The organism is Streptomyces sp. NPDC057474 (genome assembly GCF_042802555.1).
In the GTDB taxonomy this organism is placed as follows: Bacteria; Actinomycetota; Actinomycetes; order Streptomycetales; family Streptomycetaceae; genus Streptomyces.
The window spans coordinates 14,567-30,364 of the sequence record NZ_JBHVDX010000119.1; the positions used below are offsets into that span (position 1 = coordinate 14,567).

The 15,798-nt window shown below is 71.6% G+C and carries 9 protein-coding genes; 4 read left to right on the plus strand and 5 right to left on the minus strand.

The window, feature by feature from the left end; genetic code table 11:
• Positions 1 to 194: 194 nt before the first annotated feature.
• Together lhgO and ACFU53_RS28410 are read right to left on the minus strand one after the other, a co-directional pair.
• A complete protein-coding gene (lhgO, locus tag ACFU53_RS28405) occupies positions 195 to 1,406 on the minus strand; it encodes an L-2-hydroxyglutarate oxidase (RefSeq protein WP_383998273.1) in 1,212 nt (403 codons plus the stop codon).
• A 245-nt stretch (positions 1,407 to 1,651) separates the two neighbouring features.
• Positions 1,652 to 3,076 carry an MFS transporter gene (locus ACFU53_RS28410; RefSeq protein ID WP_383998276.1) on the minus strand — a complete coding sequence of 475 codons (1,425 nt, stop codon included), beginning with the start codon at positions 3,074 to 3,076 and terminating at the stop codon, positions 1,652 to 1,654.
• Between the two features lie 714 nt (positions 3,077 to 3,790).
• Here ACFU53_RS28410 and ACFU53_RS28415 point away from each other — a divergent pair.
• Positions 3,791 to 5,884: an asparagine synthase-related protein gene (locus ACFU53_RS28415; protein ID WP_383998277.1), complete on the plus strand. Its 2,094-nt coding sequence runs from the start codon at positions 3,791 to 3,793 to the stop codon at positions 5,882 to 5,884.
• A 410-nt stretch (positions 5,885 to 6,294) separates the two neighbouring features.
• Here the strand turns inward: ACFU53_RS28415 and ACFU53_RS28420 are convergent, their stop codons facing one another.
• Both ACFU53_RS28420 and ACFU53_RS28425 read right to left on the minus strand, forming a co-directional pair.
• Positions 6,295 to 8,220: a sigma-70 family RNA polymerase sigma factor gene (locus ACFU53_RS28420; protein WP_383998280.1), complete on the minus strand. Its 1,926-nt coding sequence runs from the start codon at positions 8,218 to 8,220 to the stop codon at positions 6,295 to 6,297.
• A 321-nt stretch (positions 8,221 to 8,541) separates the two neighbouring features.
• Positions 8,542 to 9,357: a TetR/AcrR family transcriptional regulator gene (locus ACFU53_RS28425; RefSeq protein ID WP_383998283.1), complete on the minus strand. Its 816-nt coding sequence runs from the start codon at positions 9,355 to 9,357 to the stop codon at positions 8,542 to 8,544.
• Between the two features lie 474 nt (positions 9,358 to 9,831).
• On the opposite strand from ACFU53_RS28425, the gene ACFU53_RS28430 reads away from it, so the two are divergent.
• Both ACFU53_RS28430 and ACFU53_RS28435 read left to right on the plus strand, forming a co-directional pair.
• Entirely contained in the window at positions 9,832 to 11,196 is a 1,365-nt protein-coding gene (locus ACFU53_RS28430; protein ID WP_383998286.1) for an NAD(P)/FAD-dependent oxidoreductase, read from the plus strand.
• A 219-nt stretch (positions 11,197 to 11,415) separates the two neighbouring features.
• Entirely contained in the window at positions 11,416 to 13,089 is a 1,674-nt protein-coding gene (locus tag ACFU53_RS28435; RefSeq protein WP_383998288.1) for a SpoIIE family protein phosphatase, read from the plus strand.
• Between the two features lie 219 nt (positions 13,090 to 13,308).
• Here ACFU53_RS28435 and ACFU53_RS28440 read toward each other — a convergent pair whose 3' ends face one another.
• Entirely contained in the window at positions 13,309 to 14,583 is a 1,275-nt protein-coding gene (locus ACFU53_RS28440) for an MFS transporter (protein WP_383998293.1), read from the minus strand.
• Positions 14,584 to 14,727: 144 nt separating this feature from the next.
• On the opposite strand from ACFU53_RS28440, the gene ACFU53_RS28445 reads away from it, so the two are divergent.
• The gene (locus ACFU53_RS28445; protein WP_383998291.1) at positions 14,728 to 15,285 is read left to right on the plus strand and encodes a MarR family winged helix-turn-helix transcriptional regulator; all 558 of its coding nucleotides are present in this window, start codon (positions 14,728 to 14,730) and stop codon (positions 15,283 to 15,285) included.
• The last annotated feature ends 513 nt before the right edge of the window (positions 15,286 to 15,798 follow it).

Below are 15,798 nucleotides of genomic sequence, written 5' to 3' on the forward strand. Positions count from 1 at the left end.
TCAAGCGAAGCGTGAGGGCGGGCGGGCGCAGCGGCACCCGGCGAGCGCCGGCGGGCGCCGGCGGGCGCCGGCGGGCGAAATCCACCTGCGGGCGACGTCGGTCAGCTTGGTGGTACGGCGGTGTGCGTCCGCGGTGGCGGCGGAGCGGGCCCCGGCCAGCCCGAGCCGCCGGGCGCTTCTCGGCCGAGCGCCCGTCACACCCCGGCCAACGCGGCCAGCGCCCGCCGAGCCACCTCCCTACCGATCGGCAGCGAAGCCGTAGCCGCAGGCGAAGGCGCGTTCAGCACATGCACCGCCCGCGCCCCCTCTCGAACCAGAAAGTCGTCGACCAGCGTCCCGTCCCGAAGCACGGCCTGCGCCCGCACCCCAGCCGCAGCCGGAACAAGATCCCCCTCCGAGATTCCCGGCAACAACCTCCGCACCGCCCCGGTGAACGCCTTCTTGGACACGGACCGCCGAAGCTCCCCCGCCCCGTACCGCCAGTGCCGTCGAGCTATCCGCCAGGATCCGGGCCACGCCAGCGTCGCCCCCAGCTCCCGTATCCGCACGGTCCCCCACCCGTACCCCTCGCGGGCCAGCGCCGGCACCGCGTTGGGCCCGATGTGGACGCCCCCGTCGATCCCCCGGGTCAGATGAACCCCGAGGAACGGAAACGCCGGATCGGGCACCGGATACACGAGTCCACGGACCAGCTCGGGCCGCGCCAGTTCGTAGTACTCCCCCCGGAACGGCACGATCCGCATGCCGGGCTCGTCCCCGGTCATCCGGGCCACCTCGTCGCAGTGCAGCCCGGCGCAGTTCACCAGGACCCGCCCCCGTACGACGTCACCGCCTCGGATCCGTACGGCCACCCCCAGCGAGGCCCGCCGGTCGATCCGCTCGACCTCGGCGCCGTACCGGATCTCGGCGCCGGACGCCCGCGCGAGCTGCCGGGCGACCCCCACGAAGTCACAGATCCCGGTGGTGCCGACGTGTATGGCCGCGAGCCCGCGCACCTCCGGCTCGTACTCGGCGATCTGGGCGGCGCCCAGCTCCCGCACCGGAATCCCGTTCTCCCGCCCGCGCTGCACGAGGGCGTGCAGCCGGGGCAGCTCCGACCGCTCGGTGGCGACGATCAGTTTTCCGGTGACGGCGTGGTCGATGCCGTACTCGGCGCAGAACTTGACCATCTCGGCGGCGCCCTTGACCGCGTACCGCGCCTTCAGCGACCCGGGCCGGTAGTAGATCCCGCTGTGGATGACGCCGCTGTTCCGCCCGGTCTGATGCCGGGCCGGCCCCGGTTCCTTCTCCAGCACGGTGACCCGCGTGCCCGGCGCGGCCCGCGTGATCGCATATGCCGTCGACAGCCCGACGATCCCGCCGCCGACCACGAGCACATCACAGTCGTACGCGCCCTGCCTCCGCACGCGCCCCACCTCCCGACTCCGATAGTGCACTGCACCACTGACAATGCCCTCAAACCCGGAAGCCGTCTGCATGGCGCTGGTCACGTTCTCGATGCCGGGCGCCCAGGGCCGCGCCCCTCAAGGAGCGCGGGGCTCCATCGATACGCGGCTTCGCCGCGTGGGCGCGAGAAACGACGACGCACCCGCAGCCGCAAGATCACACAAACCCGGCAGACGGGTAGGCGTCCGGCAGCCAAGCGGAGCGCTTACGCAGGTGTCATCAAAAGCGGCCGCGCCCTCTCCCGCAGCTCAATCACCCGCGGCTCATCCCCATACGGCTCCAGCCGATGCAGCAGATCCTTCACATACTCGGTGGTGCGAGCCGAGGAGATGCGCCCCGCAACCTCCACCGCCCGTACCCCCTGCTCGCACGCCGCGTCGAGGTTGCCGGACTCCAGCTCGGCGACCGCCGAGACGACGAGCCGCAGCCCGTGCGAGCGTACGAACTCCTCCGTCGGCCGCGACAGCGCCTGTTCGGTGAAGCGGCGCACCTGACGCGGCGCCTTGAGGTCGTGGTAGCACTCCGCGGCGTCCGCGGCGAACCGGTCGTAGCCGTAGAACCCCAGCCAGGTCGGATCGCTGTCGCCGTCGCGCGCCCGCTCCAGCCACCCCTCGGCGGCCTTGAGAGCCGCCCCGGCGGCCACCGCGTCGCCCGCGCGCGCATGCGCCCTCGCCTCGACGAGCCGGAAGAAGCTCATCGTGCGCGCGGTGGCCAGCCCCCGGTTGCGTTCGAGCGCGGCCTGCGCGAGGTCGACGCCCTCGTCGCCGAAGCCGCGGTAGGTCGCCTGCAGGGACATCGTGGCGAGCACATACCCGCCCAGCGGCACGTCGGCCGCGGCCCGAGCGAGCCGTAGTGCCTGGATGTAGTACCGCTGCGCGGCCTCCTGCTGACCCGTGTCAAAAGCCATCCAGCCGGCGAGGCGGGTGAGTTCCGCGGACGCTCCGAACAGCGCGCGGCCCACCTCGTCGGAGTACGCCCCGAGCAGCAGGGGCGCCGCCTCGACCCGCAGACACTCCGGCACCATGGACGAACGCCAGTCGCCGCCTCCGTACTTGGAGTCCCAGCGCCTGGCGTCCTCGGCGGCCTCCCGCAACTTCTGCACATCGCTGTGGCCGACTTTCAGCGGCGACCCGGAGCCCTCCGCGGAGCCCGCCTCGCGCGCCACCGAACTGTCGGCCGGGGTTATCAGCCATCGTGAGGCGGGCGTTGCGTATGCGCTCACTGCGAACGATCCGGCGAGGGACTGCCAGATGCCGCCGGCGCCGGCGCGGCGGCCGGCGAGGTCGAGGCGGTACAGCTCTGTCGCCGCCCGCACCGCCTGTCCGACGTCACGGGGGAAGGCGAGGCCCACTTCGGGGGCGGGATCCGCGTCCGCCAGGCCGATCTCGTGGAGCGGCACCGGGCGGCCGAGTTTCTGGCCGACCGCGGCCGCGATGAGATGCGGCGCGGCGCCCTGGGGGACCATGCCCTTGGAGACCCACCGCGCCACCGAGGTCTTGTCGTAGCGAAGTGTCAACCCGCGTTGAGCGCCAAGATCGTTGACGCGACGCGCGAGTCCTGCGTTGCTGATTCCCGCGAGGGCGAGAACGGCGCCGAGCTTTTCGTTCGGCCCGCGTTGCTCCCTGGACATTGCGCCACCCCTCGAACAGACGGCTGCCGCGGCGGCATAGGCACGCGGCATTCGTAAACCCAGCGTAGTTCGCCGCATCCCAAGCGTTAAGGGGCCCAAATCCGGATGGCGGGATTGTGGTCCGTACGAAAGTGCGGGCAGAGTACGGAGTGTTGTCACGTGCTCCCGCTGTGTGGCCGTGCGCCTGTCCGTGCGCTCTTCTCCGGCCATCGGGGGAGCGGTTCCATGGTCGTGCGTGGGTCGGCCCGCTGTACTGGATCCAGTGGGCTGGGGGACACCGCCGCCTACATCCCCGCGGGCGGCGGACCGGTCCGGGAGGCGAACTCCGCCTCCCGGACTGTGCGTTGACGCTGTGTCGTCATCGGGGCCGGTACAGCGGGTGTGCCAACTTCGCCCTTCAGGGCCGATTTGGCCGAAAATCGTCGGTGGCCGTCGAGGGTGAATACCGCTCCGACCACGTGCGTTGAGGGCGCGTTAGGTGTTTTGGGGGAGCGTACCGGGGGCGCATTCACGTCGTAGACCCGGGGTCCACCTTTGTCGACTGCCCCTCTTCAAGAGGGACTTGAGGGTGTGACGGGGGAGCGCTCAAGGCGCCCCGGGGGCGCACTTGCCGGTGTGCAAGCCGTGCCACACGCCCTCCGACAAGCCTCCTTCGTGGCAGCATGGGAGCCGTTCGTGCGGTGCACCGGTTGTCCACAGCCTGTGGAGGCGTCGATGCGGTGGTTGGTGGGATGGAGCAGTACCGCCGCTGGCGCGCCCGTCTTCGGCTCGGTGGGCGCGACCGGACACGACGGTGAGACCGTGCACCCGGTCGGGTCCCACATCCTGTGGGGCGACCCCGACCCGCTGTGGGCCGTCGGCGACTGGCGCCCCGACGAGGTGCGCGTGGTGACGGCCGACGCCCAGACGAAGATCGCCGTCCTCGGCATCTGCGGCGCCTCCGACGAGCAGCTGCGCGTGGGCCTGTTCGCCGCCCGCGGCGGTGCCCTGCGCCACCTCACCGCCTGGCCGGGCAGCTACACCGCCGTCGTCCAGGTCGGCCGCCGGGTCACCGTCTGCGGCGACCTCGCGGGCGCGCGCCCGGTCTTCTACACCCCCTGGGCGGGCGGCACGGCGTACGCGACCGCCGCTCTCCCTCTCGCCGACCTCATCGAGGCCAACCTCGACTTCGGGCACCTGGCCGCCCTGCTCGCCGCCCCCGACGTACCGGACGCCCTCCATGACTCCACCCCGTACGACGGCGTGCGCCGCATTCCTCCGGGGCACACACTGATCCTGCGCGCCGGGGCACGCGAGATCGCCGGCTACGAGCCGGTCGCCTCCCTCGCCGTCGCCGCCCCCTCCGCCGACCCGGCCAGCGCGGTGGACGCCGTCCGCGACGCTCTCGTCGAGGCCGTACGGACCCGTCTGTCCGCCCCCCGGCACGTCCCGGACGTCGACCCCGGCCCGGTCCCCGGCATGGGCCCGGCCGAGCGCCGCGCCGCCCGCGGCATGCCCGTCCCCGGCATCGGCGCCGACGTCTCCGGCGGCCCCGCCTCCGGCACCCTGGCCCTGCTCGCCGCCGGCCTCCCCGGCGCCCCCGGCACGGTCCTCGGCCACGGCACGGGCGCCGGCGAACGCCTCCTCGCGGTCACCTTCAACGATCTGGCCACCTCCGGCCGCGAGACCGAACTGGAACGCGCGGGCACCCTGGCCGCCAATCCCCGCCTCCACCACGTGGTCGTGACCGGCGGCGAGGAGGTCCTGCCGTACGCCGACCTCGAAGTCCCTCTGACCGACGAACCGGGCCCCGCCCTGGTGACGGCCGCCCGCCACCGCGCCCGCCTCGCCTCCGGCAGCGCGGACCACTTCGCCGGCTACGGCGCCCGCCAGGCCCTGGACGCCCATCCCGCCCGCCTCGCCGACCTCCTCATGGACCGCAAACGCCGCCACCTGGTCCGCCCGGTCGCCGCCCTCGCCAGGGCGGACGGCTCGGTGATGGTCCCCGCGCGCGTCTACAGTGCCGCGCGGAAGCTGGCCCGCACCCCGTACCGCGCCGGCGTCGAAGTCCTCGCCAACCGCCTCATGCAACGCCGCTTCGAGGAACCCGGCGGCGCGGTGGGCGCTTCCCTGGCCGCCCTCACCTGGGCCAGACCGGGCCCAGCGGCCCGCTGGCTCACCGGCGAGGCCCTGGCAGAAGTATCGATTCGCCTGGGGGCGACGACGGGCCGCCCCAGCGTCGGCCCCGGCCAGCGCCCCGGCGACTTCCGCGCCCGTGCGGCCCTGGCCCGCCACGCGGCGGACCTGAGGGTCCTGGAGCAGGCGGCGGAGATCCGTTCCCAGCGCCTCCACACCCCCTTCCTCGACAACCAGGTCGTCCGCGCCTGCCGCGCCCTCCCCGAGGCCCTGCGCGTCCAGCCGGGCGCCCGCGCCGCCATCCTCCGTACGGTCCTGGAGGGCGCCGGCGTCACCGACCTCCCGCCCGGCTGGGGCGCCCCCTCGCACGCCACCTCCACCGCCGCCGCCCGCACCGGCCTCCGCGTGGCCGCCGACACCCTGATCACCCTCTTCGACACCCCTCTCTTGGCCCAGGCGGGCCTCGTCGAAGCCCGAGTGGTCCGCAAGGCCCTCCGAGCGGCCGCCGAGGGCGAACCCCTCCCCCTGGACGGCCTCGCCGACCTGGTCGCCCTGGAACTCTGGCTACGCCGCCTTCTCTCCCGCCGCGGCACCTGCTGGACAGGCACCCCGGCAAGACAACGCGCGGTACCGGCCGGCATCACTCCCCAGAGGGGCGCGCTGGGCGCGGGGGCGACGGTGAGACGGGCGTAGTCCCGAATGGGGCGCGTTGGGCGTGAGGGGGGACGGTGAGACGGGCGTAGTCCCGAATGGGGCGCGTTGGGCGTGAGGGGGGACGGTGAGACGGGCGTAGTCCCGAATGGGGCGCGCTGGGCGACGCGGGGGCGACGACCAGGCCGGCGTGGCCGCGCAGGGCCGCGGGGCCGGGTGCCTCGAACGGGGCTTCGCCCCGACAGAGGCGGGGGGAACTCCCCACCCTCATCTCCGAGATCTGGGCGGACACCCCACCCACAGACGCCCCCGCCGCCCTCCAGGACCTCATCGCCACAGGCGCGGCCTACACCCGGACCGATGCCCTGTCCGACCTGTCAAAGGCCCTGAGGGCCCTCCGAAAAGACACCCGCCCCTGAACCCGCCCCTGAACCCGGGCCGACCCCGAACCCTCACTCGCAGCTGAACCTCGACTCCGCCCAGTCCGCCAACACGGGCAGGTCGTAGTGGCTGTGCGGCTCGACGACCAGCCGCACCGTCTCCCGCCCGCTGAGATTCACGCGGACCGGGACCGCCGGATCCCCACCCCGCACCAGCCCGGACTTCCAGAGCCGGACCCCGTCGCCGTAGACGGAGAAGTAGACCTTGCCGAGGCCGTGCGTCATGTCGTCGACGCCGACGAGCGCGTCGTACGAGCCGCACCGGCGGTTGAGATCGATGGTCACGGAGGAGTGGCCGTGCACGGTCACCCCGTTCGCATACCGATTCCCGGCGATCGACACCCCGTACCGCTGCCAGACCCAACCGCTCTTCCCGAGCCGCATCTCGGGCTCGGTGCCGTCTCCGAGGACGCCGTACCGCAGCTCGCTCCACTGATAGACGGCCGGGGGATGAGGCGGGGGTGGGGGTGGGGGCGTCGGGGTCGGCGTGGGCGACGGCTTCGGCAACGCAGCAGTCGGTGTCGGTGTCGGAGTGGGCGTGGGAGTCGGCGTCGCCTTCGCGGACGGAGCCGGTGTCACAGCCCGCGACGGCGACGGCGAGGGCGTCGGTGTCGGCAACGGCTTGGACACCGGCACCACCACCGCGGGCGCGCCCGGCGCGGACTCCTCCTCCAGCGGCGTCGACGGATCCGCCTCCGGCGCGGCCTCGACGGCCTGCGAGGCGGGCGGCTTGGCCGACGGCTCCTTGGGCTCCACGTCGTCGCTCGCCAGCGCGAGCGCCACCGCCGCGGCGACCATCCCGGCGACACTCACCGCGATCCCGGCCTTCATCGGTGCGCCGAACCCCTCCACGGCGGTCCCGCCCGAGCCACCGCCCGCGGTGGCCGCCGTACCCGCGGCCCCGGCCGCCCCGGCCCCCGCGCCACCGGCGACGAGCGCGGCCACCTTCGCGTACCCGGCCGCTCCGAACCACCCGATGACCGCGACCGGTACGACGGCCGGGATCCCGCTTGCGACTTCCTTGATCTGCCCGGCGGCCAGTCGGCAGGCCGCGCACTCCTCCAGATGGGCGCGCAGCCCCCGCTCGGCCCGCGTCCGCAGGTTTCCCCGGGCGTACGCGCCCAGCCGGTCGGCGTAACGCCCGCACTCCGCCGAGTTCCCGGCGAGCGTGGTGCTCACATGGGCCTGCAGATACGCCTGTTTGAGTCCTTCCCGTGCCCGACTGGCCAGCACCCGGGTCCCGTTGGCGTCCAGTCCGAAGAGCGTGGCGACCTCGCTCGGCGACTCGTCCTCGACCTCCGTGTGCCACAGCACGGCCTGCCACCGCTCCGGCAGCGAACGGAACGCCCGCATCGCCATCGACTGCTCGGCCTCGTGCATCGCCCGCACATCCGCGCCGAGACCGAGCCCCGCTCCGAAGGGGTTCATGGATGCAGTCGCCTCCGACACCTCGGCCCCGCGCGAGGCCTGCGCCGCGAACACGGCGAAGTCGTCGACCAGCTTCTCCCGCTTGGCGGAACTCGTCCACGTGGCGGCGACCCGTCGTACGGACGTGAGCAGATAAGCCCGTACGGCGTGCTCCGGACCGGAGCCGCCCCGTACCGCCTGCAACGTCCGGGCGAAGACCTCGGCCGTCAGGTCATCGGCCGTGTGGGCGTCCCGGCAGCAGGTCCGCGCATACCGCCGCACGGCCTCCGCATGCCGCCGGTACAACTCCTCGTACGCCGAGTCGTCCCCCGACCGCATCCACTCGATCAGATCGGCGTCGGAGGGCGCCCGCGGCGGCAGCACCCCGGAGCCGAACCGATCCCACTGCGCCGGAACCCCACGCCTCCTTTGGCCGGGCACCTGAGGCTCCGCCTCCGACCTCGGAAAACCCCGCCCACCGGCGTCGGTCCCATCCTCACCCAGCGACCCGTCCCGCCCGTCAACACCCATCGCGGAAGCCCCCGCCACCTGCCGACCCAGTCCCGAACACCAGGGCAGAGTGCCATATTGGCTTTTGTTCAGTCCCTGGCACTACGGGCATACCACTCGTCCGAAGGGGCTCCCAGACCTCAGTACACGGCTTCACCCATATGAGTAACGCGAAGGTGTCACGACAGCGCACCCCTCATCTTCCAGCGGGGCCTGGGGCGGCAGCCCCCAGAAGCAGTCCGGGGTCGAAGGGGCAGCGCCCCTGGTGACGCTGAACGGGAAGGGGCGGCGGGGGCGAAAAACACCCCACGCCGCCCCTGGGCGAACCTCAGCCGACCACGATCAGGCCGGCCGAGACCGCAACCCCTCCAACAGAATGTCGAGCAACCGAGCCGAGGCGGCAGCCTGCTGCGCCGCATCCGGCAACGCAGGCGCTCCCGTGGCGATCACCAACAACACATCCGCCACGGTCACGTCCTGCCGCAGCGTGCCGGCAGCCCGAGCCCGCTCCACCAACTGCCCCACAACCTCGAGCAGCGACGAAGCGCCGGCATCGTCCACCGGCCCACCACCGGCACCGGCACCGATGGCACCCGCGGCTCCAGCAGAACCCGCACCCGAATCAGCCGAAACCAACCGAAGCTCGGCCGTCGGCTGAACCCGCTGCTGCGGCACCCGCGTTTCGTCCACGCCGATCCCGCCGATCCCGCCGGACCCGTCCTCGGCGACGCCGACCCGCAGCACCTGCGGCGGCAACAGCCGCCCGGCACCGGAGGCCACCGACGTCCGCAGGAACCGCGACAGCGCCTGCCACGGGTCCTCCTCCTGCCCGAGCGCGACCCTGGCCTGCTCGGTGAGCCGAGACGTCTCCTCCTCGGCTATCCGCCGGACCAGGACGTCCTTGCTCGGGAAGCGCCGGTACACCGTGCCGACACCGACCCGCGCGCGGCGGGCCACGTCCTCCATCGGCGCGCCGTATCCCAGCTCGCCGAAGACCTCGCGCGCCGCGCGCAGCACGTGCTCGAGGTTGCGCTGTGCGTCCACGCGGAGCGGAGTCGACCGCACTCCGTCACCGCGTCCGTTGCCGCCCGCCGAGACCATCGCACCGCTGGGTGCGATGGTGGACGCGGACGACCAATGAGACTCCTGAATATGCATACGTGTTCCCCCGGTAATGACGTCTCCCCCCGGAGACTCTCCCCGTCATCGGAAGCCGGAGCGGCGGAACGAGCGTCCAAGGTCCTCGGCGGTCCCCGATTCCCTTCGTCGGAGAGCCGACCCCGAGCCGACCCGCCCGTCGCGGACCCACCCGGAACCCGAACCCGAAGATCCAACCCGGATCCCGGACCCCACCGAACCTCTTGAACGCATCCCCCCTACACCCCGTCGACACACGAACATAGTTGAGAGGGAGTCAATTCAGAAGGGGCACGTTCCGCACGGAGCGCCCCCTGATCGGAGTACGGGCGGTTTACGTCCGGTTTGCGCCCCCTCCTGCCACCCGGCTCACACCATCTGACCTGTGCACCTGCCGCACACGCCGGTAAATCGGCCAACCCCGCGCCCCCACGGCGACCGGTCACACAAATTGCCGGGCCTGTGGACAAACCAACGAGCAAGGTGCGTCATGGGATGGTGAAGGAACCGATGCGCATTCTCATCGTCGGCGGCGGCTACGTCGGGCTGTACACAGCGCTGCGTCTGCAGCGACAGCTGAAACCGGAACTCGGACGCGGTGACGTCGAGATCGTCGTCGTGTCCCCCGACCCCTATATGACGTATCAACCCTTCCTTCCGGAGGCGGCCGCAGGCTCCATCTCGCCCCGCCATGTCGTCGTCCCGCTGCGCCGCGTCCTCGACCAGTGCAAGGTCGTCATCGGCGAGGCCACCGCGATCAACCACGCCAAACGCATCGCGACCCTCGACACCCTCGCCACCGAGGAGGAGGGCACGGGCTCCGAGCAGCTGACGTACGACGAACTGGTCCTCGCCCCCGGCTCGATCTCGCGCACGCTGCCCATCCCCGGGCTCGCGGACTACGGCATCGGCTTCAAAACCGTCGAAGAGGCCATCGGCCTGCGCAACCACGTCATCGAACAGATGGACATCGCCTCCTCCACCCGCGACCCCGCGATCCGCGACGCCGCCCTGACCTTCGTCTTCGTGGGCGGCGGCTACGCGGGCGTGGAGGCGCTCGGCGAGCTGGAGGACATGGCCCGCTACACCGCGCGGTACTACCACAACGTGAAGGCCGAGGACATGAAGTGGATCCTCGTGGAGGCCTCCGACCGCATCCTCCCGGAGGTCGGCGAGGAGATGGGCCGCTACACGGTCACCGAGCTGCGCCGCCGCAACATCGACGTACGCCTCCACACCCGCCTCGAATCGTGCGCCGACCGCGTCGCCGTCCTCAGTGACGGGGCCCGCTTCCCGACCCGTACGGTCGTCTGGACGGCCGGTGTGAAACCGCACCCGATCCTCGCCGCCACCGACCTCCCGCTGAACGAGCGCGGGCGGCTGAAGTGCACGGCCGAGCTGACCGTGGAGGGCGTCGCGCACGCCTGGGCCGCCGGCGACGCGGCCGCCGTCCCCGACGTCACGGCCGAACCCGGCAAAGAGACCGCCCCCAACGCCCAGCACGCCGTACGCCAGGCCCGCGCCCTCGGCGACAACATCGCCCGTTCCCTGCGCGGCGAGCCGCTACAGACGTACTCGCACAAATACGTCGGTTCGGTCGCCTCCCTGGGCCTGCACAAGGGCGTCGCCCACGTCTACGGGCGAAAGCTGAAGGGCTACCCTGCCTGGTTCATGCACCGCGTGTACCACCTGAGCAGGGTGCCGACCTTCAACCGCAAGGCCCGGGTCCTCGCCGAATGGACCCTCTCCGGGCTCTTCAAACGGGAGATCGTGTCGCTCGGATCACTCGAACATCCCCGTGCGGAGTTCGAACTCGCGGCCGGTGGAAAGCCTCCTGAGAACCCGAAGGGGTCGTCCTGACCGGATTCAGGAACTCCACCGTTCAGGCCGACGTCTGACGGATGTCGGTCCGGTCGGTCAGACTGGTCCGCGACGTGATCCATGATCTCGGGCGGGGCCACCCCTCGCCCACACGTACCCACGACCAGGCGCCCCCCACCGCCGCACCCGGGGCAACCCCCCGGGCCACCGGCCGGATCCGGCCACAGACGACAAGACGAGGCACGAGGCAAGGATTCGGTGAACTTCACGCGCTGGAGCGCCCGGCTCCCCGGTACGCAGCGCCGCGCCGCAGCGCGGACCGAACACACGGTCACCCCGGACCGGCGGGGAGAAGGCTCCGTGCCCGCGGCCCGCGTCGAACGACAGACCGACGACCCCCCGGACGACACACCGACCGTGCCCGCCGTCGACGACCTCCCGACCCGCGAGATCCTCGACCGCATCCCGGCCCTAGTCGCCCTCGTCCACGGCTCCGACCACCGCACGGCCTACGTCAACGACGCCTATGTCGCGGCCTTCGGCGTACGCCCGCTCGGCGAACCGGCCCGCGAGGCCCTGCCCGAGCTGGACGCCCTCGGCCTCCTCCCGCTCCTCGACCAGGTCCTGCGCAGCTCCAAGTCCCGCACGGTCAAGTCCCGCAAAGCCCCCGGAGGCCGCAGCTACACGATCACCTGCACCCCCGTCGACGTACCGAGCGGCACCGAGCAGAGCGACGGCGGCGTACTGATCTTCGCCGCCGACGTCACCGACCACGCCGAAGCCGCCGAGCGCCTCCGCGCCAGCGAACGCCGCCAGCGCGAGACCGCCGTCACCCTCCAGCGCTCTCTCCTCCCGCAGGAGCTGGAACAGCCCGACGACCTACGCATCGCCGCCGTCTACCACCCCGGCGGCACCGAGACCGCCGTCGGCGGCGACTGGTACGACGTCATCACCCTCGGCGGTGGCCGCACGGCCCTTGTCATCGGCGACGTCATGGGCCGAGGCGTGCGGGCGGCCGCGGTCATGGGCCAGCTCCGTACGGCCGTCCGCGCCTACGCCCGTTTGGACCTCCCCCCGCACGAGGTGCTCCAACTGCTGGACGGTCTCGCGACGGAGATCGACCCCAACCAGATCGCCACCTGCGCCTACGCCGTCCACGACCCCAACGAGGGCCGCCTGGTCTACTCCTCCGCGGGCCACCTGCCCATCCTCGTCCGCGACGAGAGCGGCACGGTCCTGCGTGCCGACGAACCGACCGGCCCCCCGCTCGGCACCGGCGGCTGGACCCACTCCTCCGGCTCGATCCCCCTCGGCCCCGGCTCCACGGCCGTCTTCTACACGGACGGCCTCGTGGAGCGCCGCAACGAGGACCTGGACGAGGGAATCGCCGCCCTGGAACGCGCCCTGTCCGGCGCCACGGGCACCCCCCAGGTCGTCTGCGACCGCCTGGTCCGCTCGACGGGCGTCACCGCCGACCACGACGACGACGTGGCCGTCCTCGTCCTCCACCACCCCGCCCGCGTCGGCCCCGACAGCGAACTCTTCCGCAACGCCGCCCTGGAACTCCTCGGCGGCGTGGAAGCGGCCCCACGGGCCCGGGCCTTCGCCTCCGGCGTCCTGACCAGCTGGCGCTTCCCGCCGGAACTCCACGACCTGGGCGTCCTGGCAGCCAGCGAACTCGTCGCCAACTCCCTCCAGCACGGCATCCCACCGATGCGCCTGCGCCTGCGCCGCACCGACCGCCGCTTGATCGTCGAGGTCACCGACGGCAACGACCACCTTCCGCGTCGCCGCCGGGCCGCACCCGCCGACGAGTCCGGCCGGGGCATCGCCATCATCGCCACCATCGCCTCGAACTGGGGCAGCCGCCGGGCTCCGGGCGGCGGCAAGGCGGTGTGGTGCGAGTTCGCCCTGCCACGGGGGTCGGCCTGAGCCGGGGTGGCGACCCCCACGACCACCACCGGTGTCACCCGGGCCGTCACACGGACTCGGGCACCCGCCGGTCCGGCGGTGTAGATGCGCCGGAGGTGGTCCTTGACGGTGTCGGGGCTCAGATTGAGGGTGCCGGCGATCTCCCGGTTGGGCAGTCCGCCCCGACGAGCGTGAGGATCTCCCGTTCGCGCGGGGTGAGCGCGGACACCAGGGCCTCTCCTACGCGGCCAGCGACGACTCCGCAGCCGCCCCACCCCGAGCCACGACCCGGCTCCTCGCCGACGACGGCTGGTCCTGTACGCCGCTGAGCTGCCGACCGAGACGCAGCGCCAGCACCGTGATGCCCAGGGAGAAGAGCAGGAACGTCACGATGTAAGGAGTGTGCAGCGAGGCGCCCATCGGCCCACCCACCGCCGGCCCGACCGCCAGCGCCAGCTGCTTGACCAGGGCGAACGCGGAGTTGTACTGCCCGGCCATCCCCGTCGGCGCCAGATCGGCCACCAGCGGCGCGACGGTCGGCGACAGCATGGCCTCACCGAGACCGAACAGCGCGTACGTCGAGACGAACGCGGCGGTCGCCATGGCCTCGCTCGTCTGCCCCAGCCCGGCGAACCCGGCCACTCCCCACGCGACGGCCCAGATCAGCCCCACGGCAGCGATCACCCGCGACCGCCGACGCCGCTCCACGAACCGCAGCACGGCGAACTGCGCGACCACGATCACCGCGGTGTTGGCCGCCAAGGCCGTCCCGAGCGCGGACGTCGATATCCCGGCCGCCTCTACGCCGTACGCACTGAGCCCCGACTCGAACTGCCCGTAGCAGGCGAAGAACAGCACGAACCCCAACACCGACAGCTGCACCATGGCCCGATCGCCGAGCAGCCGCTTCCAGCTCCCCTTGGCCGTCGTCCCCGTGGGCACACCCTCGACCTTCGGAGCCCGAGACATCCGCACGGTCGCCATCACACCCACGAGCAGCAGGAACATCGCCGCCTGGATGGAGAACAGCAGGGTGAAGGACCCCGCGCGCGTGGCATCGACGAGATGCCCGCCTATCAGCCCCCCGACCCCGAGCCCGAGGTTCTGCAGAAAGAACTGAGTGGCGAAGGCCCGAGACCGGTTCTCTGCACTCGACCAGTCGACGATCATCGTCGCGAGGGCCGGTTGCATCACGGCCTGCCCCGCCCCCAGCGCCGCCGCGGACAACAGCACGGTCGTCGCACTGGCGGCCAGCCCCAGGCTCAGCGACCCTACGGCGGCGGTGACCAGGGCGGTGAGCAGCACCGGAAGCGGGCCGCGCCGGACTATGGCCCGCCCGGCGAAGGGCAGCACCACCAGCGCGGCCACGGCGAAGACCGCCAGCACAAGCCCCGCCGTCGTCGCACCGAGATCCCGCACCTGCGCCACATAGACGTACAGATACGGGACGGTGAAGCCGAGTCCGAACGCGCCGAGCGCGTTGCCCACATGAATCCGGCGCATCGCTGCGCCCATCCCCCTGGTCACGTTCACCTGCCTACGTAAGAGAAGCCGCCAGCTCAAGCGTTAACACTGAAGACTTCGAAGCTAAAACTTAGAACCTAAACAGTACACATCGAAGGACTTCGATGCCAAGCAGCGGCGTGCCATACTTCGCGCATGGGCGACACCCCAGGCATCTCCGGCAGCGCCGAGCCGACACTCGAAGAGCAGATCGCCGCCTACCAGCGCGAGTTCCAGGCCCTCGACCCCCAGGTCGAGAAGATCGTCTCGGCGCTGTCCCGTCTCAACCGCCGGATGAACGTCGCCTATGGCCGCCAGACCTCGGCGCTCGGCATCAGCAACGCCGAGTGGGAAGTACTCAAGGCACTCGTCCTCTCCGGCGCCCCGTACCGCATGGGCCCGAGCGAGCTCGCCAAGCGGCTCGGCCTCACCCCGGCCGCCATGACCCACCGCATCGACCGCATGGTCGCCGAGGGCCTGGTGACGAGGGAGCGCGACGAGACCAACCGCGTACGCGTCATCGTCGAGCTCACCCCCGAGGGCCGCGAGAAGTGGCTGGAGGCCATGCGCCTCGCCTCGGTCTTCGAGGAGGACCTCCTCCAGGACCTCTCTCCCCTGGAACGCATGGTCCTGGGCGAGGTCCTGACCCGGCTCCTCCGTCGCGTCGAGCACGCCCAGCCGGACGCCGGCGGCCGCCTCACCGACCTCGACTGAGGCCGTCGCTTGAGGGGTGCCCGAGGTTTGGCCGCGGGGCACCCTGGGGAGGCTTGACAGTCCACCCCGCGATCCGTAAAGTTCTTCGGGTTGCCACGGAGCCGTAACGGTTCTGCGGCAGCGCCTCCGCCGCTCAAGCGGCACCCAAACCAACCAGCACGATCTCCCAACCGGGATGAATTCGGCACGCCCGAATTCAATTCGATTTGGGTTCGACAGCCTCGATTGGGAACTGCCGAGCAGATCCGCTAAGGTTTGGAACGTCGGAACGGCCCAACAGCCGCGAAGACAACTCCCGCTGACTGGGAATCAGGCCCGAAAGGATCTGATAGAGTCGGAACCGCCGGAAAGGGAAACGCGGAAGCGGAAACCTGGAAAGCACCGAGGAAATCGGATCGGAAAACGATCTGATAGAGTCGGAAACGCAAGACCGAAGGGAAACTGCCCGGAGGAAAGCCCGAGAAGAACTTGGGTGAGTACAAAGGAAGCGTCCGTTCCTTGAGAACTCAACAG